This window comes from Pseudomonas sp. Tri1 (assembly GCF_017968885.1).
Lineage (GTDB): Bacteria > Pseudomonadota > Gammaproteobacteria > Pseudomonadales > Pseudomonadaceae > Aquipseudomonas.
In genome coordinates this window covers 2,535,704-2,554,943 of the sequence record NZ_CP072913.1, presented here as the reverse complement: position 1 = coordinate 2,554,943, position 19,240 = coordinate 2,535,704, and the positions used below count along the sequence as shown (strand labels likewise).

Annotated in this window: 21 protein-coding genes; 9 read left to right on the top strand and 12 right to left on the bottom strand. The window is 60.6% G+C overall.

Features of this window, described 5'->3' with window-relative positions:
• The first annotated feature begins 10 nt into the window (after positions 1–10).
• From J9870_RS11385 to hisM, 3 genes are read left to right on the top strand one after another with little or no spacing between them, the layout of a single operon-like run.
• The gene (locus tag J9870_RS11385) at positions 11–781 is read left to right on the top strand and encodes an ABC transporter substrate-binding protein (RefSeq protein ID WP_210644071.1); all 771 of its coding nucleotides are present in this window, start codon (positions 11–13) and stop codon (positions 779–781) included.
• Between the two features lie 24 nt (positions 782–805).
• The gene (locus tag J9870_RS11380; protein WP_163858013.1) at positions 806–1,495 is read left to right on the top strand and encodes an ABC transporter permease subunit; all 690 of its coding nucleotides are present in this window, start codon (positions 806–808) and stop codon (positions 1,493–1,495) included.
• The gene (gene hisM / locus J9870_RS11375; protein ID WP_210644070.1) at positions 1,492–2,193 is read left to right on the top strand and encodes a histidine ABC transporter permease HisM; all 702 of its coding nucleotides are present in this window, start codon (positions 1,492–1,494) and stop codon (positions 2,191–2,193) included. The genes J9870_RS11380 and hisM overlap by 4 nt, the downstream gene beginning before the upstream one ends.
• 65 nt (positions 2,194–2,258) lie before the next feature.
• Here the strand turns inward: hisM and J9870_RS11370 are convergent, their stop codons facing one another.
• Positions 2,259–2,792, bottom strand: a complete 534-nt coding sequence (locus J9870_RS11370; RefSeq protein WP_210644068.1) for a DUF2867 domain-containing protein — start codon at positions 2,790–2,792, stop codon at positions 2,259–2,261.
• 20 nt (positions 2,793–2,812) lie between these two features.
• Entirely contained in the window at positions 2,813–3,430 is a 618-nt protein-coding gene (locus J9870_RS11365; RefSeq protein WP_210644066.1) for a DJ-1/PfpI family protein, read from the bottom strand.
• 126 nt (positions 3,431–3,556) lie between these two features.
• Here J9870_RS11365 and J9870_RS11360 point away from each other — a divergent pair, with 126 nt between their 5' ends.
• Positions 3,557–4,111 (top strand): TetR/AcrR family transcriptional regulator, encoded by a 555-nt coding sequence (locus J9870_RS11360; RefSeq protein WP_210644064.1) that lies wholly within the window; start codon positions 3,557–3,559, stop codon positions 4,109–4,111.
• Positions 4,112–4,155: 44 nt separating this feature from the next.
• On the opposite strand, the gene J9870_RS11355 is transcribed toward J9870_RS11360, so the two are convergent.
• The 8 genes from J9870_RS11355 to J9870_RS11320 are packed head-to-tail and all read right to left on the bottom strand — an operon-like array spanning position 4,156 to position 11,828.
• Complete coding sequence (locus J9870_RS11355; RefSeq protein WP_210644062.1) at positions 4,156–5,346, bottom strand: extracellular solute-binding protein; 1,191 nt, start codon at positions 5,344–5,346, stop codon at positions 4,156–4,158.
• Entirely contained in the window at positions 5,343–6,317 is a 975-nt protein-coding gene (locus J9870_RS11350) for a GTP-binding protein (protein ID WP_210644060.1), read from the bottom strand. Before J9870_RS11350 ends, J9870_RS11355 begins: the two co-directional genes overlap by 4 nt.
• Positions 6,314–6,613 carry a hypothetical protein gene (locus tag J9870_RS11345; RefSeq protein ID WP_047229666.1) on the bottom strand — a complete coding sequence of 100 codons (300 nt, stop codon included), beginning with the start codon at positions 6,611–6,613 and terminating at the stop codon, positions 6,314–6,316. Before J9870_RS11345 ends, J9870_RS11350 begins: the two co-directional genes overlap by 4 nt.
• Before the next feature lie 13 nt (positions 6,614–6,626).
• Entirely contained in the window at positions 6,627–7,376 is a 750-nt protein-coding gene (locus tag J9870_RS11340; protein ID WP_210644058.1) for an SDR family NAD(P)-dependent oxidoreductase, read from the bottom strand.
• A gap of 14 nt (positions 7,377–7,390) precedes the next feature.
• A complete protein-coding gene (locus tag J9870_RS11335; protein WP_210644056.1) occupies positions 7,391–8,152 on the bottom strand; it encodes an SDR family NAD(P)-dependent oxidoreductase in 762 nt (253 codons plus the stop codon).
• A gap of 10 nt (positions 8,153–8,162) precedes the next feature.
• Positions 8,163–9,503: an MFS transporter gene (locus J9870_RS11330; RefSeq protein ID WP_210644055.1), complete on the bottom strand. Its 1,341-nt coding sequence runs from the start codon at positions 9,501–9,503 to the stop codon at positions 8,163–8,165.
• A 28-nt stretch (positions 9,504–9,531) separates the two neighbouring features.
• Positions 9,532–10,410: a polysaccharide deacetylase gene (locus tag J9870_RS11325; protein ID WP_003200462.1), complete on the bottom strand. Its 879-nt coding sequence runs from the start codon at positions 10,408–10,410 to the stop codon at positions 9,532–9,534.
• 41 nt (positions 10,411–10,451) lie between these two features.
• Positions 10,452–11,828 carry an amidase gene (locus J9870_RS11320; RefSeq protein ID WP_210645205.1) on the bottom strand — a complete coding sequence of 459 codons (1,377 nt, stop codon included), beginning with the start codon at positions 11,826–11,828 and terminating at the stop codon, positions 10,452–10,454.
• A 331-nt stretch (positions 11,829–12,159) separates the two neighbouring features.
• Here J9870_RS11320 and J9870_RS11315 point away from each other — a divergent pair, with 331 nt between their 5' ends.
• Positions 12,160–13,161: a GntR family transcriptional regulator gene (locus tag J9870_RS11315; protein WP_210644053.1), complete on the top strand. Its 1,002-nt coding sequence runs from the start codon at positions 12,160–12,162 to the stop codon at positions 13,159–13,161.
• 14 nt (positions 13,162–13,175) lie between these two features.
• Here J9870_RS11315 and J9870_RS11310 read toward each other — a convergent pair whose 3' ends face one another.
• Positions 13,176–13,628 (bottom strand): MarR family winged helix-turn-helix transcriptional regulator, encoded by a 453-nt coding sequence (locus tag J9870_RS11310; RefSeq protein WP_135844793.1) that lies wholly within the window; start codon positions 13,626–13,628, stop codon positions 13,176–13,178.
• Positions 13,629–13,690: 62 nt separating this feature from the next.
• Here J9870_RS11310 and J9870_RS11305 point away from each other — a divergent pair, with 62 nt between their 5' ends.
• Both J9870_RS11305 and J9870_RS11300 read left to right on the top strand, forming a co-directional pair.
• Entirely contained in the window at positions 13,691–14,251 is a 561-nt protein-coding gene (locus J9870_RS11305; protein ID WP_210644051.1) for a PaaI family thioesterase, read from the top strand.
• Between the two features lie 68 nt (positions 14,252–14,319).
• Positions 14,320–15,324 carry an aldo/keto reductase gene (locus J9870_RS11300; RefSeq protein ID WP_210644049.1) on the top strand — a complete coding sequence of 335 codons (1,005 nt, stop codon included), beginning with the start codon at positions 14,320–14,322 and terminating at the stop codon, positions 15,322–15,324.
• A gap of 117 nt (positions 15,325–15,441) precedes the next feature.
• Here J9870_RS11300 and J9870_RS11295 read toward each other — a convergent pair whose 3' ends face one another.
• Positions 15,442–16,212 (bottom strand): GntR family transcriptional regulator, encoded by a 771-nt coding sequence (locus J9870_RS11295; RefSeq protein ID WP_246883104.1) that lies wholly within the window; start codon positions 16,210–16,212, stop codon positions 15,442–15,444.
• A 69-nt stretch (positions 16,213–16,281) separates the two neighbouring features.
• Between J9870_RS11295 and J9870_RS11290 the strand changes: the two genes are divergently transcribed.
• Both J9870_RS11290 and J9870_RS11285 read left to right on the top strand, forming a co-directional pair.
• Entirely contained in the window at positions 16,282–17,562 is a 1,281-nt protein-coding gene (locus J9870_RS11290) for a M20/M25/M40 family metallo-hydrolase (protein ID WP_210644048.1), read from the top strand.
• A 93-nt stretch (positions 17,563–17,655) separates the two neighbouring features.
• Complete coding sequence (locus tag J9870_RS11285; RefSeq protein WP_210644046.1) at positions 17,656–19,227, top strand: ABC transporter substrate-binding protein; 1,572 nt, start codon at positions 17,656–17,658, stop codon at positions 19,225–19,227.
• The last annotated feature ends 13 nt before the right edge of the window (positions 19,228–19,240 follow it).

Genomic DNA, 19,240 nt, shown 5'->3' with positions numbered 1-19,240 from the left:
TACCCTGTCGATGAAAAAATGTCTGATCGGTTTGATGCTTGTGGCCAGCCCGCTGATGACCTGGGGCGCCAGCGAAGAGCTGCGTTTCGGGGTGGACCCCACCTACCCGCCCTTTGAGTCCAAGCGGCCGGACGGCTCGCTGACAGGTTTCGATATAGAGCTGGGCGAAAGCCTGTGCGGCGAGTTGCAACGCCGTTGTGTCTGGGTCGAAAACGCCTTCGATGGCATGATCTCGGCCCTCAAGGGCAGGAAATTCGACGGGATACTCTCTGCCCTCTCGATCACCGAAGCACGCAAAGCCGAAATCGCCTTCTCCAACACCCTGTACGACACCCCGGCACGCCTGGTGGCCCCGCAAGGCAGCCAGTTGCAACCAACGGCCGAATCCTTGCGCGGCAAGCGCATCGGCGTACAGCAAGGCAGCGTATTCGAAGCCTATGCCAAGCGGATGTGGGGCCTCAAGGGCGTGGAAGTGGTGCCTTATCAAAGCAGTGACTTGACCTATTCGGACTTGATCAACGGTCGGCTGGATGCGGCGTTCGACGATGCCATCGCCGTCTCCGAAGGCCTACTGAAAAAGCCGATGGGCAAGGGCTTCGGCTATGCCGGCGAGGTGGTCAAGTCACCGGAGATCTTCGGTCCGGGCACCGGTATCGGATTGCGCAAAAGCGATACCGCCCTGGCCGGAGAAATCAATCAGGCGCTCGAACGGCTCCATAGCAATGGCACCTATGAGCGCATCGCCAGGAAGTACTTCGACTTCGACATCTCGCCGAAATAAACCGCCCGCGTGGAGCCCGAAAGCATGTTTCTGGAAGGGTACGGCTATCTCATTTTCCAGGGTGCGTGGCTGACCGTCCAGGTGGCCACCTGGGCCGCCTGCGTCGCCATCGTGCTCGGCCTGCTCGGGGCCTTGGCGAAACTCTCGCCAGTGGCGCCGCTACGGCTGGTCGCGACGGTCTACACCACGCTGGTGCGCAGCGTGCCGGACCTGGTCCTGATGCTGCTGATCTATTACAGCGCGCAGATCGGACTCAACCAGGTGGCAGACGCGTTTGGCCGCGAATCGTGGCAGTTGAACCCTTACGGCACCGCGATCGGCACCTTGGGCTTCATTTACGGTGCTTATTGCGCCGAAACCTTTCGTGGCGCCTTCCAGGCGATTCCGTTCGGCCAACTGGAAGCGGCCCGGGCTTATGGCATGAGCCATTGGCAAGTACTGCGGCGTATCCGCCTGCCGCAGATGATGCGGTTCGCATTGCCCGGCATCGGCAACATCTGGCAAGTGCTCTTGAAAAGTGCCGGCCTGATATCGCTGCTGGGTCTCAATGACATGGTTCAGGTCGCCAAACAAGCCGGCAACGCGACCTCAAGGCAGATGTTCTTCTATCTGGTGATTGCGACGATCTTCCTGGCCTTTGCGATCCTCTCCAGCCTGGCCCTCAAGCACCTTGAGCGGCGCTACAGCATTGAACCGCGGCGGAGCGTGTCATGATCGAGATACTCAAAGAGTTCGGGCCGAACTTTCTCTGGTCCGACGGTTACCGCTGGAGTGGTTTGTCCGTCACCTTATGGCTGTTAGTGACGTCCGCCGTTATCGGTCTGGCCGCGGCGATACCTCTGGCGCTGGTTCGCACCTATGGCAATCGTTGGCTGGCGCTGCCTGTACAGCTTTACACCCTGGTGTTTCGCGGCACGCCGCTGTTCGTGCAACTGCTGATCATCTACAGCGGCCTGGCAAGCCTGAGCCTGATCAGGGAGTCGCCGAGCTTGTGGTGGTTCTTTCGTGACGGCATGCATTGCGTGATCCTGGCGCTGGCCTTGAACACCTGCGCCTACACCATCGAGATTCTCGCCGGCGTACTGCGCACCACCCCACGCGGTGAGATCGAGGCGGCGCTGGCCCTGGGCATGACCCGCAGCCAATTGTTCATCCTGGTGTTGATACCAAGCATGCTGCGCCGGGCACTTCCGGCCTACAGCAACGAAGTGATCTTTGTCCTGCACGCCACGGCCATCGCCTTTACCGCGACCGTTCCTGACATCCTTAAAATCGCCGCAGATGTCAACGCTGCCACCTTCAAGACCTTCCAGGCCTATGGCATCGCCGCTCTGCTCTACATGTTGCTGGCGTGCGCGCTGGTGGGTGTATTCCGATTGGCTGAGCGCCGGCTTTTGGCTTATCAGCGTTAAGCGGGTTACTGCACATGAGGGGGTCGTCGCAGCCGGATGAGTGCGATCGAGCAACTGCTACCGCATCAGTGCGGGCAGGCAGCCAGAGGCCAACCGACGCGCGCAGCACGCAGGAGGCTGGCCTTGACAACCAAGCGGTGAAACGGGGCAATCACGAAGATGTAGGCCCGGCCTAGACGGTTGTGGCAGTGGACCACCGTTGAAAAAACGAGCTGGCGACTGCCTTCTGGCTCTGCCTCTCCAGAACAGAGGATCGATATCCGGAAGTCGAGGTGCTTGTCGTCCTCCCCCAACACGATTTCAGTCTGGCTCGTGCTGTAGACCTTGAAGACTCCAATCCGATTAGCAAGCGATGCCAAATGTCTGGCTGTCTTGAGACCAAAACAGGCAACGACAGTGTCTCGGACGTTCATGAGCCATCCGATCCAGGATGGCTGGTGGGAAAAGATGAATCGAGCGAGCAAATCTGGATCTCTGGATGTGCCCGCAGGGAGTCGAATCGCAAAAGCGTCGGCCAGGTTCATCGACGTGTAAAGGTGGGTGATGCCGGACCTCGAGGGGACTGGCACGGGCATGATGAGCTCAAATTCTTGGGGCATCGGGGGATCTCTACGCAATTCTAGGATGTTGTTGCCGCGCCAACTGCTCCTTGGCGGATACTGAGCCCGATCAAGACATCATAGAGCGCTTGCTGTCCAGCAGGCAGAACCGGGAGCAAGGTCGCACGGCGCTTGTCGACATCGAACAAGGATTCAACCAACCATCCCACCAGATAGAGCGCCGAAAGGCATCCGCCAGCGGTTGCCACGTTCCCCTGGCATACAAGAGGCTGGTCCATGGGCTCAAGCCCCAGCGCTTGCAAGCCCGATCGTGCATCCGGGTGTGTGGTCGCCTGGCCGCTGAGCAGCCCAAGCCGTTCGAGAATGAAAGCTCCGGCGCATATGGAGCCGATTCGCTGGCGTCTGGCGTCAAGTTCAAACGACGGCAGGAAATCTGGGTCGGCAAGTGCTGCGGGTATACCTTCCTTGCCGCTGACGAACAATACCGCGTCGGCACTATTGGCTTCGCAAAGCGGACCGTGCACCGAAACAGGCAGGCCATGCGCCGATCGCACAATAGCGCTAGAACCCAATATTCGGACGTGCCAGTCCTTCGTGTTGCGGCCTAGAATGTCCCACATCAGGAATAGGTCGATATCAGTGAATTGGTCGAAAGCAACCAGAACGATTTTCTTCAAGGCGAGCTCCATGAAAAGTGCTGGCGTGCAAAACGCAACGGCCATCTTTGCTGGTGTTCGCAGCGTATCAATCGGTTGCGCACCATACACAGTCTGTATGGCGCTAAATAGGGAGCGAAATAACAGGTGAGAAAACTAACGCGTGACCATTGGATCGCGGCCGGTTTTGAGGCCCTCGACCAAATAGGACATATTGGCGTTTCGGCCGAGAGCCTGTCGCGCCGATTGAATGTGACCCGCGGGTCGTTCTATCACCATTTCCGCAATCGCGAGGATTTTGTCCGCACCTTGCTTGGCGCTTGGGAAGAAGACTACACGGAGCGCATGCTCGCTTATGCGGCGCAGGGTCGTAGTGCGGGCGAAACCTTGACGCGCTACTTGAGTATTGCCGCGGAGAAACAACCTGGACGGGAAGTTTCCATCCGCGCCTGGTCGCTGCACGATCCGTTGGTGGGCGAGTTTCAGCAGCGCGTTGACACAAGACGACTGGACTTCGCGATACGGACATGCCGCCACCTGGTCCATCTGCCAGGCCAAGCAGAAGTGATTGCCCAGGTGGCCCATCTGTGCCTGATTGGTGGTCAACAGGCAGGGCTGCGGCGTGATGCCGAGCGCTTCAACAGTTTCCTGCATCGAGCCTTTTCACTTTTCGAAGGGGCTCTTGCACCATGGCGGGCCTAAGTCATGAGCTTAAGGTCGTCCGACTCCTTCACAGGTTCAGAAACTTACGGTCTACGGGAGCTTTTCGCCCCCGCCCGTAAAATATCGCCCCAGCGACGCACCAGATAGTTGTGCTCATCCATCACCGAGTTCCACACCGCGATATGCCCCATGCGCTGCTCATAGGAGCCACCATCGCGCACCTCGCCGACGTCAATCAGCGGCAAACCGTCACTGCCCAGTAACTCCTCCCGCGCAGGTTGACCGGCGTACCAGTAATCCCATTCGGCACTGCTCAGATGGTCGCGGCTGCGCGCCGGGTTGCCGATGTAGTAACCCTGGCGCGCCATCACCGCGCCGGGCCAGCCGGACAACCACCAATTGAGGTAAGCGTAGGCCGCATCCAGTACCGGACCCTGGGCGTGGCGCGACAACGACAAACCGCCGAACCAGGCGCGGTAGCCCTCGCGAGGCACCGCCAGGCGGTATTTCACCCCAGCGCGATGCAGGCGCATCAATGTCGGCGACCACAGGCTCTGGATATCGATGCTCGGGCTGAGCATCAATTGCGCGGCCTCCTCGTCGTCGGACCAGAACGCGGCAAAGTGACCCTCCTTCTGTTTGCGCACCAGAATATCGGCCAGCACATCGATCTCTTCGATGCTCATATTGCCGATGTCCTTGAAGCGTGCAAGTCCAGCGCCCTGCACCGCCAGCGCGGCATCCAGGGCACCGATGGCGGCGTCGCTCTGCAGTGCGGTGCGCGCACGCCAGGCCGGGTCCAGCAGCCAGCCCCAGCTTTCGTTGCCATGGCAAAAACCCTCGGGCAAGCGCTCGGGACGGTAGGCGAAACTGTCGGCGTTATGGGTCAGGGGCAGCATGCTGATGCGCTCGGTGACCGTGCTGCCGAGGCTGCCGTCGTGCTGCACGAACAAGCGCTCGCTAGGCACGCTACCACTGCCCAACCGATCATTCGCAGACAGACGACCGCGCTTGGGCAAGTCGTTGATCTCATGCCACAACGCAATGCGCCGTGTGTCGATGGGCTGGATCGCCCGGGCCGGCCATACGAAGTCGACGTTATGGAACCACTGATCGTACAGGTCATAGCTGTCGGGCTGCATCACCGCGATGCGCTGGGCCTGCTCGACATCGTGCACCTGGTACACCAGGCGAATGCCCAATTCCTGTTCCGCACGAACACGCAGGCATTCGAGCAAGGTCACTGAGGTGCCGAGGACGCGGAGTGTGATCATGCGGCGAACCGCTGAGAAAACACGGCAAAGGAGCGCCGCAGCAGCGCGGGGTCGAGACCACGCAGGATGAACACCAGACGCGACTGCCGATCAGTGCCCGGCCAGCCAGGCAAGTGCACCGGGGCATGCAGGCAATGCTGCACGCCATGGATGACGATAGGGGCGTTACTGGTGTGCACGTTGAGCAGTCCTTTGACACGTAGAATTCGTTCGCCGTGGCATCTTAACAGCATCGACAACCAAACCCCGAAGCCGACCCAATCCAACGGCTGGTCGAAGGTCAGGCTGCACACTTGTGCGGCGCCATGGGTGGCGCTGGTACTGCGATGCAGTTGCCAGCGACTGACTTCCACTGTCGGTTCGGCGCTGCGCAAACCTTCACCCAGCAACAACTGATCGCCGCTGTGGACGTCGCAGGTATCGAGGATCGGCGTACCGGCATTGAGCGCTTGCAGGCGCGCGCGCAGTGGGGCGCAGTCCTCCACCAGGTCGGTCTTGCTCAACAGCAAGCGGTCCGCGGCGGCGACCTGGGCCAGCCATTCCGGATGCAGGCGTTCTTGCAGAGTGGCGTGGCTGGCATCCACCAGGGTAATCACCAGGCCGATATGAAAACGCCCGCGCAGTTGCGTGTCGTTGTTCAAGGTGGCGAGGATCGGCGCCGGGTCGGCCAGGCCGGTGGTCTCCAGGATGATCCGTTTGAACGCCGGTATTTCGCCGCGCTCACGGCGTTGCAACAGGCCGAGCAATGCATCCTTGAGTTCGCCACGAATCGAGCAACAGACGCAGCCACTGGGCAACAGCACGGTATCCGGGGCGACTTCTTCCATCAGCAGGTGGTCGATGCCGACGTCGCCGAATTCGTTGATCAGCAAAGCCGTATCGCCGAGGCTTTCGCCTTGCAGCAGGCGCTTGAGCAAGGTGGTTTTGCCGCTGCCGAGAAAGCCGGTGATGACATTGAGAGCGGTGCTCATACGGCTGACTCCAAGTGATCCAACAAATGCGGGTCCAGAGGATCCAACGGGCGACCGAGCATGGTTTCGGCCGCTCGCCAGAGTTGATCCAGGCCACTCGCCAGTTCCTGCTTGCCGGTCGCGCCGAGCAGCAGGTAAGAGGCGCCTTGAAAATCTTCGACCTTGAGCCGGAACACCGCCAGTACCTGATTGATCGCGGCGATGCGGCGCAGGCGTTCGCGACGCCTGGGCAGCTCATCTCCCAAGGGATCGCTCCAGTGCAGGTCTTCACCGAGCAAACCGCAGAGTCCACACATGGCTACACCTCACTCATGGCATGACATCGCCAGAGTTCGGGCCGAGGGTCTGGCCAACGAACAGGTTGCCACCCGGCTCGCTGGCCAGCAGCACAGCGGTGGGCGCTACTTCGTCCGCCAGGCCGAACCGGCCGAGGGGCAACTCGGCGGCCTTGGCGCGTTTCCAGTCGGTGCTGATCCCGGCGACCAATGGCGTTTCAATCGGCCCTGGAGCGATGGCATTGACCAGTACGTTGTCCTTGGCGACTTCCAGCGCCAAGGACTTGGTGAAGCCGATGACCCCAGCCTTGGCCGCGGCGTAATGAGTGAGTTCGGCGCCGCCCTTGATGCCCAGTTGCGAGGCCACGTTGATGATCCGCCCCCAACGCTGGGCGAGCATATGCGGCAAGGCGCGCTGGCTGGCGACGAATACGCTGGTGAGGTCGACACGCAGCATGTCATTCCACATCTCGACAGTGAGGTCGACGCAGCGTGCCTGGGTGAGCATGCCAGCGTTATTGACCAAAATGTCGATGCCACCGAAGTGCTCGACGCAACGGTCGACGCTGGCCTGGGCGCCTTCGACGGTGCCTACATCGGCGAGGCACTCCAGCACTTCGGCGCCGAGGTTGCGACAGGTGATCGCGGTTTCAGTGAGACTGACAGCGTTGCGGTCGGCCAGCACCAGGTGCGCGCCTTCAGCCGCATAGGCACGGGCGATGGCGGCACCGATACCGCTGCCAGCGCCGGTGATGACGGCGCGTCGGTTGTGCAATTGTTTCATGCTCAGTTCCTCACTCAATCGGGCCAGCGTACGGTCAGGCCGCCATCAATCACGATGCTCTGCCCGGTCAGGTAACTCGACGCATCGCTGGTCAAGAACTGCACCAACGACGCCACTTCATCCGCGCGCCCTACCCGGCCCAACGGAATCGCCCTCGCAGCTTTCGCCAGGCCTTCCGGCCCGAGAGAGTTCTTCGCATCCAATGACTGCGGCGTCTCGATCAACCCTGGGATCACCGCATTGCACCGAATGCCCTTTGCTGCCAACTCCACCGCCAGCGAACGACACAACCCCGGCACACCCGCCTTGGCCGCTGCGTAATGGCTGTGCTCTTGCCAGCCATACACGCCGCCGGCAATCGACGAAATCGCCACCAACGCACCGCCCTCCCCCATATGCCGAGTCGCCGCGCGAAAGGTACGCATCACTCCCGTCAGGTCGACGTTGAGCATCTCGTCCCACAGCGCATCGGTCATTTCCAGCAACGGCGCACGGCGCAGCAAACCGGCGTTCGCCACGGCGTAATCCAGGCGGCCGAAGCGTTGCACGGCGTGTTCGGCCAGCGCATCCACCGAGGCGGTATCGCCCACGTCCAGCGGCAGCATCAGGCACTCGCCACCAGCTTCTTCCACCAAGGCCACCGTGGTCTGCGGGTCATGGGGATCGGCCGGGTAATACCCGCCAACGACCGCCACGCCATTGCGCGCATAGACCACAGCGAGGGCTTGGCCGATACCGCTGGCGGCACCGGTAATCAAGGCAACTTTACGGCTCATCTAAAACTCCTCACTGAACGGTTTCCGGGCGCACGTGACGTGCGGCGAACATCAGGGCACCGGACAAGAAGCACGGCACGGCACCGAACCACAGCGCGGCGGTCTGCCAGTCACTGCCGGCGGACAACACCTGGGTGGCGCCAAACCCTGCGACCACCGCGCCAATCGGCCCCATGGCATGGATGATCGCGCCACCGGTGGCGCGGATGCTGGTAGGGAAACTTTCACTGATAAAAAACAGCGCCGCCGAATAAGGCCCGATCAGGAAGAACAGGCCCAGGCTGTACAGCCCGACCACCATCGCCATGTTGCTCGGGCCGAACAGCATCCCGGCAAACGACAGGCCGCCGAGCATCCAGCCCAGGCCGATCACGTTGCGGCGGCCAATCTTGTCGCCCATCCAGCCGTGGCTGAGGTAACCGCAGTAACCCACCAGGTTCGACAGCACCAGGATGATCAGCGAGTTCTCGAACGAGATGTGGTGCACGCTGACGATCACCGAAGTACCGAGCACGCTGAACACCTGAATCGCCGCCCAGTTGAGCAACAGCGCGGCGCCGATCACCAAGGTGGCGCGACGGGCCGGGCCACGGAATGCGGCTTTGAGGCCGGCCTTGCTGTGTTCGTCGTAGTCCACGCCGTAAGTCACGGCGACGTTTTGCGCTTCTTTCACCGCACCGCTTTTACGCAGTTCGCTGATGCGCTGGTGGATCTGAAACTGCGGGCTCTCCTTGAGCTTGCGCGCCATGATCGCAATCACCACCGCCGGGATCGCGGCGAAGACGAAGCAGCCCTGCCAGCCGATGATCGGCAGCAACAGCGCGGTCAACCCTGCCGCGATCAACGCACCGACCGGCCAACCGCCCTGCACCAGGCTGTAGATAAAGCCACGACGTTTGGTCAGCCGCGGATCTTCCGAGGCGCCATACAACTCGGTCAAATAGGTCGCATTGACGGTTTCTTCGGCATAGCCCAGGCCGCCCAACGAACGGATCAGAATCAGCGGTGACTTGCCCCATGCCCCGCCAATCGCGGTGAGCGCCGAACACAGGGCGGAACCGGCCACCGTGAAGATAATCCCTTTGCGCCGCCCCAGCTTGTCGACGATCGGCCCGATGGCCAACGCAACGACGGCGGTACCCACCGCCACCCAGGTCGCGATTTCAGCCTGCTCCACTTCACCCCAACCAAAGTGCCGGCCGATCTCGGGCAGCAAGGTGCCGAACAGGATGAAGTCATACACCGCAAACACCCAGGCGAAGAAGGCGATCCAGGTGGCGAAGCGTACTTCCTGGGACGTCAGTTGCCGGGGTTTCCAGCCAGTCAGGTCAAGCTTGTTGTAGATAGACATGAATCGCGCCTCGAAGGATGGGTGGGTGTCAGGTACGCGGTTGGCGGCGGATAAAGTCGTCGGCGATTTCGTCGAAAGTGACGAAGCGCACGCCCGCATGGCTCTGGATGTGTTCGATCAGACGCTCGAGCATCAGCAGCACTTGCGGGCGACCGGATACATCGGGGTGGATGGTCATGGTGAACACCGCGTATTCGTGTTCGCGGTAGACCCAGTCGAACTGGTCGCGCCACATTTCCTCGAGGTGGCGCGGGTTGACGAACCCGTGGCTGTTGGGTGCCTTTTTGATGAACATCATCGGCGGCAAATCGTCGAGGTACCAGTTGGCCGGGATCTCCACCAAGTCGGTTTCTTCGCCACGCACCAGGGGTTTCATCCAGGTGTCGGGGTGCTGGCTGTAGTCGATCTTGGTCCAGCTGTCGCCCTTGCGTACGTAGTAGGGGTGGAAGTCGTTGTGCATCAGGCTGTGGTCATACTTGATGCCTTTTTTCAGCAGCAGCTCGTTGGTGACCTTACTGAACTCCCACCACGGCGCGACGTAACCGGTGGGTCGTTTGCCGGTGACCTGGGTGATCAGCTCGATGGACTTATCAAGCACGATTTCTTCCTGCTCGGCGGTCATCGCAATCGGGTTTTCGTGGCTGTAGCCGTGCACGCCGATTTCGTGGCCGGCGTCGGCCACGGCCTTCATCTGCTCAGGGAAAGTTTCCATCGAGTGGCCGGGGATAAACCAGGTGGTGCGCAGGCCGTAGCGCTCGAACAGTTTGAGCAGGCGCGGCGCGCCGATTTCACCGGCGAACAGGCCACGGGAAATATCGTCAGGCGAATCCTCGCCACCATATGAACCGAGCCAGCCTGCCACGGCGTCTACGTCGACGCCGAAGGCGCACAGAATTTCTTTAGCCATCATCGTTCTCCTGCGGATTTATCAATCAGTCGTGGGATTTTTCAGGGCTGACGCAACGCGCCTTCCACTGCCAGCGCCGCGCGCAACACTCGAAAGTCTTCGCCCGCAGGCGCGCTAATCAACATGCCGGTGGGCAAACCGAGCGCATCGCAGCCGCTCGGCAGCGACACACCTGGCATATCCAGCAAGCTACCGGGCATGGTCAGGCGCAACGTCGCGAGATTGGTGTGCACGAACAGTTCGTCGTCGGCTTCCAATGGCGCCAGTGGTGGCGCCACATGGGATACGCTTGGCGTAATCAAAAACGCCCCATCCAGCTCATCGGCAATTTGTTGCTGCAGCCGGTCGCGCGCGCTGTAGAGGTTGACCAACTGGCTGGCGGGGAATGCACGTGCGGCTTCCAGACGGCGCCGCACGCGCGGGTCAAGTCGGGCCGCGGCATCGCTGTCGAGCAGCGGCTGATGCAGAGCGAAAGCCTCAGGGGCGCCTAGCCAGCCATGTTGCTCGATGAGACGCAGTGTCGCTTGGAAGGCTGGCGAAGGTCGCAGGTCAATCTGCGCACCGTGGCCTTTCAACACGCTCAAGCAGTGCAGTAGGTTGTCACGCACCGCGGGTTCTATGCGTGAATCATCAAGGACTGACTGGTCGATCCAAAAACGCTGCCCTGCCAGACTGCGGGGGATGAGTGATGTCGACTTGGTGCGCCCGCACAGGATGTCGTCGATAGCCAAGGCATCGCGCACGCTACGTGTCAAAGGCCCCACGCTGTCGAGGGTATGTGCGAGCGGGAAGACGCCTTCGCGGCTATAGCGCCTGCAACTGCTGCGAAATCCCACCACCCCATTGAAGGCCGCTGGAATTCGGATAGACCCAGCGGTATCCGTGCCCATCGCAATCGGCACGACTCCCGCCGCGACCGCGACCGCTGAGCCTGAGGACGAGCCTCCCGGAATGCGTGGCTGGTCGAGTCCAACAGGATTGTGCGGCGTGCCAAAATGGGGATTGAGTCCAAGGCCCGAGTAAGCAAACTCGCTAAGGTTCGTTTTCCCAACGCTGACCATTCCGGCTCGCGCCAGTAGACCTACGACATTAGCGTCGAGCAGCGCTGGCGTAATGTCGCGGCGCACGGCTGCGCCTGCGGTAGTTGGACTGCCTGCGACATCGAACATGTCCTTCCAGGCAATGGGAACGCCGTCCAGTGCGCTTGCCGGCTGTCCGGCCTTCCAGCGTGCGGCTGATGAATGGGCTTCGCGAAAGGCACGTGCCGAACAGAGAGAGATGAACACGTCATCGACCCCCACCACCCTGGCCAGCATTTCTTCCAACACCTTGACCGGGTCGCTGCTGCCTGAGGCGAATGCATCCGCCATCGCCAATGCATCGGCTTCAAGCGGTAATTGAGGACTGGCGTAGGACATCTGCTTCACCAAAAACGTATTCATTATTAAAATGTACGTTTTACAGAGCAGATAGCGTGCCAAACTGAAGACAGAAGGAATGCCAGAGCGGCAACCTGAGCAAGCGACCAGCGTCTAGTCTACGGACTAGACGCCTTTCCAAGCGGGCAGATACTCCGATATCGCAAAGCCTTCCATGCAGAATCAATCGGCAACACCAATAATGTACCGATTAGAAAATATCCGTTTTGGTGCAGAACAGTAACAACGGCCCTACGAACGCGCACAAATGACGTGGTCCACGGTGACAACCGACTTGTGCGAGAATCTTCCCCCGCCTTTCGAGAAGCGTATGAGATCGATGACCGCCGAGGATTACCGCACTGCATCCCGCTACGCCATGATCCGCCAGGTCCTGCGCAACGCCATCGTTGATGGAGAGGTGGCTCAAGGACTTGTCCTGCTCGAAGCGCCTCTGGCCGACCTGTTCGGAACCAGCCGTGTACCGGTTCGCAAAGCGTTGGACCTGCTGCATAAGGAAGGCTTGATCAGTCGATTCGATGGCCGCGGTTATCTGGTCAACCCGAAGGGGGTTGAAGTGGAGCCACTGCGGTTAGCCGTTACCCACAAGCAACTCGGTCTTGATAGCAGCGAAGAACTGGTCGATACCCGGCCGTTGGGCGAGCGGATGTTCGACGAGATTGGCTCGGCTTTATCGACCTGTATTGCTTTCGGGCACTATCGGCTCGACGAGCAAATGGCCGCCGAACATTACGGCGTCAGTCGGGCGGTGATACGCGAGGCATTGATGCGCCTGCGTGACCGCGGCCTGGTGGAAAAGGAACCCTACTCCCAATGGCTGGCCGGCCCGCTCACCGCCAGGGAGATCACCGAAGACTACGAGCTGCGCGCGTGCCTTGAACCTGAGGCGTTACGCCAGAGCGCACCGGGACTTAGCCGGGAATCCCTGGAAGCCATGCTGGCGCGGGTTAAAGAGGCACAGAGCAACCCACGTTGCAGCCTGGCAAGCATCGAACAGCTTGAAGAAGACCTGCATTACCACTGCCTCGCCGGAATAAACAATCGCAAGATCGCAACGCTGATCCGGCAGGCCCAGAGCCCCAGGATCATCAGTCGTATTTTTTACAGTCAGTTGGGCCTCGGCCCCGACGAAGCCATGCTGGCCGAGCACCGTTTGATTTTAGAACTGCTATTGCATGGCGCATTCGACGCAGCCGCGCTGAACCTCAAGGAACACCTCCACCGCGCCCGCCAACGCATGTTGCAGCGGTTGAAAGTTCTGTCCGTGCTACCTGAGCAACAAGTGCCGGAGTATCTGACCAAGCTGAGCTGAAAATCGTCTACCGGTCAGTCCGTACACGTTTCAGGCTCATCATCAAGGCACTCGATACACGCATCCAGCAATTCATGGAGCGCCGCAACGCGATGCACGCCGAGTCGCTCATTAAGTGCCAATTGCGCCTCTTTCCAGGCGCGCCGCCCTTCGGCTTGCTTTGCCAGTCCTGCTTCGGTCACCTGGACAAGGCGGCTACGCGCGTCGCCACCTGCCCCGACCGTCAACCAGCCTTGAGCGACCAGTGGCTGCATATTCCGTGTCAACGTCGAAGCCTCCATTTGCATTCGCCTGGCCAGGTCGCTCGGGCGAATGGGACCCAGTCTGACGACGTGTGACAACAATGAGTACTGCGTGTTTTTTAATCCGGACTCGGCGATATAGCGATCGTAGTGACGCGTCACCATGCGATTGAGCTGGCGAATCTTCAGATTGGTGCAACCCTGTGGCTTGGTCATATTTTTCATGTTATAGATTGTATCTACAAGTGTTGCATATACAAGTATTGAGAATGAGGAAGGAGTTCGTGATGCAGGCTGACCAGGTCGTTGCTCGGTGGGAGGAAGAGGAAAAAGCGATTCGTGCCCGTTGGAACACCTCCCACACCGTAACGCACAAACAGATCGCCAGCCTGACAGGCATGGAGTTGTTCGAGGCAATCTTTGCCGGGGAACTACCGCCCGCCCCAATCGGCGATACGCTCGATTTCCTGCCCATTCACATGGAACCAGGCACAGCGATCTTCCAAGGCCGACCGCAACGAAGGCACTACAACCCGCTGGGCACCGTGCACGGCGGTTGGTTTTCCACGCTGCTCGATTCGGCGGTGGGTTGCGCCGTGCATTCGACCTTACCCGCAGGCAAGGGCTTCACTACGCTGGAGCTGAAAGTCAACATGGTCCGCGCCTTGACCGACGCGGTGCCGCTAGTACGCGCCGAGGGAAAGTTGATCCATGCAGGAAGTCGGATTGCCACGGCCGAAGGCCGAATCGTTGGCCCCGACGGCAAGCTGTACGCGCACGCCACCACGACATGCTTGATCTTCGATTTCCCTGCACCTTCCCCGAGGCGTCCACATGAGCAAGCCTGATGTTGTTCTCTGCGCTGCGGTCTGAACTGAGCAACCTCGTGGTTCCGCCTCGATCAACGGAGAAAGTCATGAAATACACATCCTTTGGCAAGACCGGCCTGCGGGTTTCGCAGGTGGCGCTCGGCACGGGCAACTTTGGCACGGGTTGGGGCCATGGCGCCGATCCCGATACCAGCCAAGCGATCTTCAACGCCTATGCCGAGGCTGGGGGCAACTTCATCGATACAGCGGATGTCTACCAGTTCGGACAATCGGAGGAGCAGATCGGCATCCTGCTGCAGGGGCGGCGCGAAGATTTCGTCATCGCGACGAAGTACAGCAACGGCGCGCAGCCGAATGCCAATCGGCTGGTCACCGGCAACAGTCGCAGGGCCATGGTCGCCTCCGTGGAAGCAAGCCTGAAGCGACTCAAGACAGATCGGATTGACATTTACTGGGTGCATCATCCCGATGGCCTCACGCCAGCCGAGGAAATCGTCCGCGGCTTCGAGGACTTGGCACGCGCGGGCAAGATCCTCTATGCAGGCCTTTCGAACTTCGCCGCCTGGCGTCTCGCCCGCACAGTGACCCTGGCCGAACTGACTCGTACCGTTCCCATCGCGGCTGCGCAGTTCGAGCACAGCCTGGTTCATCGCGAGCCCGAAGCCGACCTGTTCCCGGCATCGCACGCACTGGGCCTCGGTATCGTCACGTGGTCGCCGCTGGGCGGCGGCATGCTGACGGGCAAGTACCGCCAAGGGGAGAAAGGTCGCGCCGAAGGTTTGGGCGGTCGGGTGTTCCAGCCGGAGAATTCGGCGCAGCGTACGCACATCCTCGACACCGTCATTGCCATCGCGGGCGAGATCGGCGCCAGTGCGGGTCAGGTCGCCATTGCCTGGGCAGGCACCCATGGGGCAGTGCCGATCATCGGGCCACGCTCAATGACCCAGCTCACCGACAACCTCGGCGCGCTGTCGCTTGAGCTTTCTTCCGAGCACATCAGCCGCCTCGATACAGCAAGCATCCTGACACCCTCGGCGCCAGCGCGGACGGTAATCCCCTGGGCCGAGCACGCGGATCGGATCGTGGCATAGTGCGGTACTCGGCTAGAAGTGCCTATTGATAGCGCGGAAAACCAGCACGTCGGCGGGCAGAATCATTCGACACGCTGCCCACGGAGCCGTCGCCTTGAGCATCAGCCCGTTCACGTCTCAGCGTATTTCGTTGACGTACATGAAGTGTTCGGTACTCGCGCGCTGGTGAGTCATCATCACCGGCGTTGCGGCCTGATCGAACGACACCGCATCAATGATCATCACCGCATGTGGCGCAGTGAGTTCCAGCAGGCGGCAATCCTCTTCATTGGCCAGTCCTGCGGTCAGTTGTTCGCGCACTGCGGCCACCCGCAAGCCGTATTGCTCCAATAAATAGCGATACAGCAATTCCGGCAGTTCTTCAGGCCCTGGAAAGTCAGGCACCTTGCTGGCCACGATGGTGAATTGCTCGTGCATGGCGGGCACCCCGTCAATGCTGCGCAAGCGGTGCAGGCGATAGACCGGGCTGCCCTCCTCTATCAGCAGCTTTTGCGCATCCTCGGCACTCGCCACCCCCAACTGGTAATCCAGCAGGACCGTGCGCGATTTCAGCAACGCGCCTTCCTTGTTATGAAGGCGGAAGTACTGAAAGAAATAACGCAGGTTGTGAAGCGGTGCCCAGCCAGTCACCACGGTGCCGGTTTTGCGACGGCGCATCAGCATCCCTTCGGACACCAGCTCGGCCAAGGCACGGCGGACAGTGCCCACCGATACCCCAAAATCACTCGCCAGGGCATTTTCGCTGGGGATCACTGTGCCGCTGGTCCACTCACCCAGCAGGATCGCCTCGGAAATGTGTCGCTTGACCACTTCATACAGAGGCGCGCTGTCGTTTTCGCTCAGCCGCGAAAAATTACCGGAGGCGGCCGGCGAATTGTTATCTGTCATCTTTTTTCCTTGACGAGCCATGCGTGGATACTTAACTATAAACTATATAGAAATACTTCGAGAGCAAAAATGACGACCCATGCAGCCCTTGAACAGGCACTCGAATCCATCGAGGCGGATCATGATTCGCTGATCAGCGATCTGCAACGAATGATCGCTGTGGACACTTGTTTTCCTCCTGGAGCGGGCTATGGAACCTTTGCCGACCTGATGGATGAGCTGGTGACGCCACTGGGTTTGCACACCCATCGAGTCACCGTGCCACAAGAGTTGTGGCAAACCCGCAGCGGCGAAGCCTTTGGCGAGCGTATCAACGTTATTGCCAGGCAGCCCGGCGATCAGGAAGTCTGCAGCCTGTATTTCCACGTCGATACCGTACCGCCAGGCGACGGCTGGACCCAGCCTCCGCTGCAGCTGACCGAGGTGGATGGCAAGCTGATGGGTCGTGGCAGCGCTGACATGAAGGGCAGCATCGCCTCTACCCTCGCCGCCTTGCGCGCCGCACAACGTTTCAACCTGCCGCTGCGTTATTGCCCTTCGTTGTTGCTGTGTACGGATGAAGAAGGCGGTTTGTACCCGGGCATCCGTTATCTGGCCGAGCAGAAACTGGTAGAGGGTCACATCCTCAGCTTCAACGGTGGCGCCGCACCGCGCATCTGGGCCGGTTGCTTCGGCAGCATTGATTTGAAGATCACCGTCAAAGGGCGCTCGTCCCATTCCGGAGAGCCCGTCAATGCGATCAATGCCATCGAACAGAGCCTGCCGCTGCTCAACGCCTTGCACGCTCTGAAGCTGCAAGTGCAACAACGGACCTGGCCGATGCCGTCACCGCCCTACTACAACGGCGCCCCACTGATTTCCCGCATGACCCTGGCGGCGGCCCATGGCGGCAGCAAAGGCTCAACCGTCCCGGCGCAGTTCGAGATCCTGATCAATCGCCGCTATGCGCCGCAGGAGCCAGTCGAGCAGGTCATGGCTGAGCTGCAGCAGTGCATCGACACGGCCATGGCAAACAGTGAAGCGCTGTCCGTCGAGCATGAAGTGATCGGTCACCTGGCGCCGGTTGCCGACCCCACAGGGCCGCACTGGCCGCGTTGGCAGGCCGCACTGGGGGTAGGCTTCGGTTTCACTGCGGAGCAATTCCAGTGCTATGGCTCATCGAGCAGCTCCGACATGGGCTGGGTGCAGCAGGCCGGCATTCAGGAAATCCTCCTCGGCGGGCTGATCCGTCCGGAAAGCCGCATCCATGCTGCCGACGAATACACCACCCGCAGCGACTTGGTCGCTCTGGCGCAATCGATCCTGGTTTACCTGGCGGCCGACTTCACCCCGTCTGCTTTGCCTGACTGAACACTGTAAGCCCCGAAGACTGGCGCCAAGACTGGTCATCGGCTTTTTTATCTGGCTGCCCTACGTCCACTCATTAACCAGTGAAGTATCGCCATGACTACAGTTTTCAGGCTTAACCGCCGTCGTTTCCTGACCACCTCCGCTATTGTCACCGGCGCTGCGATGCTGCCGTTTTCCGGCACGCTCTGGGCGGCTGCGGCAGCTCGCAAGGGCGGCACGTTGCGCATCAGCGTCGACCAGGCGGTCGGCATGCTCAACCCGCTGCTGGCCAGGGTCAATCCTGAATACCTGCTCAGCGAGTTGCTCTACAACGGGCTGACGCGCTTGAGCCAGGACATGCAGGCCGAACCGGACCTGGCACAATCCTGGACCCATAACGACAACCTCACCGAGTGGACCTTCACGCTGCGCAGCAACGTGCGTTTCCACGACGGCAGCGCTTGCACAGCCCGGGACGTCGCCGCCAGCCTGCAAGCGATACTCGATCCCAAGACGGCCTCCCCCGGCCTGCGCAATATCGGCCCGATCCAGACAGTTGAAGCCCTGGATGAGTTACGCGTCAAGCTGACCACCAGCGCTCCCTACGCCGACTTGCCAGTCAGCCTGGCCTACCCGGATGCCAAGATCGTTCCGGCCGCCATCGTGCAAGGCGATCTGGCCCGACTGTCCCGTGAAGCAGTCGGCACCGGGCCTTTCAAACTGGTGTCGTTCGAGCCTGAACGCATGGTCGTGGTGGCCCGCAACGAACACTTCTACGACCCGCAGCGTCCCCATCTGGACCGCGTCGAAATCCGCGTCTATCCCGACCCGTCCGCGGAAAGCTCGGCGCTGATGTCCGGTGACATCGACCTGATGCTTTCCGCGCAGGCCACGGAGTTCAGCCGTCTCAATGAAGCCAGCGGCGTCAAAGGCCTGCGCGTTGCCTCCGGCCAATTTCTGAATATCAACATGGCGTGTGATCAGCCGCCATTCAACGATGTCCGTGTTCGCCAGGCGCTGTCGCTTTGCGTGGACCGCGCCGCGCTGGTTGATTTTGTCGCAGAAGGTTTTGGCACGCCCGGCAACGACACACCGCTCAATGCTGCCTATCGCTACCACGCCGATATCGCCCTGCGCGAAGCCAACATCGAGCAGGCCAAAAAGCTATTGGCCGATGCCGGTTACCCCAATGGTCTGGACATCACGCTGGTGGCCTCGGACAAGCCGTCGACCCGCACCCAGCTGGGCATCGCGGTGCGTGAAATGGCCAAGCCTGCCGGTTTCAACATCAACGTGGCGACCATGGCCAACAGCACTTATCTGGATCAGGTCTGGAAGAAAGGCAATTTCTACGTCGGTTTCTACAACATGCAGCCTTCCGCCGATGCGGTGTTCTCGCTGCTGTACACGTCGAACGCCGCCTGGAACGAAACGCGCTGGAACAACGCCGAGTTCGACACGGCGGTGACGGCTGCCCGTGGCACCGATGACCCGGTGAAGCGCGCGGCGCTATACGCCACTGCGCAAAAACTGATGCACGAGCAGGTTCCATCACTGATCCCGACCTTCTTCGACGTCCTGGCAGCGCAGCGCAACTACGTGCAGGGCTATCACCTGCATCCGCGCGGCGCGGTATTCCGTCTGGATCAGGCCTGGCTGGACGACAGCGCGCCGAAGCGTGGATGAACCGAGGATAAAC

Excerpts from the sequence above, each read along its gene's own strand:
- J9870_RS11290 (WP_210644048.1), top strand. The coding sequence starts at position 16,282 with ATGACGACCCATGCAGCCCTTGAACAGGCACTCGAATCCATCGAGGCG.
- J9870_RS11335 (WP_210644056.1), bottom strand. The coding sequence starts at position 8,152 with ATGAGCCGTAAAGTTGCCTTGATTACCGGTGCCGCCAGCGGTATCGGC.
- J9870_RS11355 (WP_210644062.1), bottom strand. The coding sequence starts at position 5,346 with ATGATCACACTCCGCGTCCTCGGCACCTCAGTGACCTTGCTCGAATGC.
- J9870_RS11295 (WP_246883104.1), bottom strand. The coding sequence starts at position 16,212 with ATGACAGATAACAATTCGCCGGCCGCCTCCGGTAATTTTTCGCGGCTG.
- J9870_RS11380 (WP_163858013.1), top strand. The coding sequence starts at position 806 with ATGTTTCTGGAAGGGTACGGCTATCTCATTTTCCAGGGTGCGTGGCTG.
- J9870_RS11350 (WP_210644060.1), bottom strand. The coding sequence starts at position 6,317 with ATGAGCACCGCTCTCAATGTCATCACCGGCTTTCTCGGCAGCGGCAAA.
- J9870_RS11320 (WP_210645205.1), bottom strand. The coding sequence starts at position 11,828 with ATGTCCTACGCCAGTCCTCAATTACCGCTTGAAGCCGATGCATTGGCG.
- J9870_RS11315 (WP_210644053.1), top strand. The coding sequence starts at position 12,160 with ATGAGATCGATGACCGCCGAGGATTACCGCACTGCATCCCGCTACGCC.
- J9870_RS11340 (WP_210644058.1), bottom strand. The coding sequence starts at position 7,376 with ATGAAACAATTGCACAACCGACGCGCCGTCATCACCGGCGCTGGCAGC.
- J9870_RS11310 (WP_135844793.1), bottom strand. The coding sequence starts at position 13,628 with ATGAAAAATATGACCAAGCCACAGGGTTGCACCAATCTGAAGATTCGC.
- J9870_RS11385 (WP_210644071.1), top strand. The coding sequence starts at position 11 with ATGAAAAAATGTCTGATCGGTTTGATGCTTGTGGCCAGCCCGCTGATG.
- J9870_RS11345 (WP_047229666.1), bottom strand. The coding sequence starts at position 6,613 with ATGTGTGGACTCTGCGGTTTGCTCGGTGAAGACCTGCACTGGAGCGAT.
- J9870_RS11285 (WP_210644046.1), top strand. The coding sequence starts at position 17,656 with ATGACTACAGTTTTCAGGCTTAACCGCCGTCGTTTCCTGACCACCTCC.
- hisM (WP_210644070.1), top strand. The coding sequence starts at position 1,492 with ATGATCGAGATACTCAAAGAGTTCGGGCCGAACTTTCTCTGGTCCGAC.
- J9870_RS11300 (WP_210644049.1), top strand. The coding sequence starts at position 14,320 with ATGAAATACACATCCTTTGGCAAGACCGGCCTGCGGGTTTCGCAGGTG.
- J9870_RS11305 (WP_210644051.1), top strand. The coding sequence starts at position 13,691 with ATGCAGGCTGACCAGGTCGTTGCTCGGTGGGAGGAAGAGGAAAAAGCG.
- J9870_RS11325 (WP_003200462.1), bottom strand. The coding sequence starts at position 10,410 with ATGGCTAAAGAAATTCTGTGCGCCTTCGGCGTCGACGTAGACGCCGTG.
- J9870_RS11370 (WP_210644068.1), bottom strand. The coding sequence starts at position 2,792 with ATGCCCCAAGAATTTGAGCTCATCATGCCCGTGCCAGTCCCCTCGAGG.
- J9870_RS11330 (WP_210644055.1), bottom strand. The coding sequence starts at position 9,503 with ATGTCTATCTACAACAAGCTTGACCTGACTGGCTGGAAACCCCGGCAA.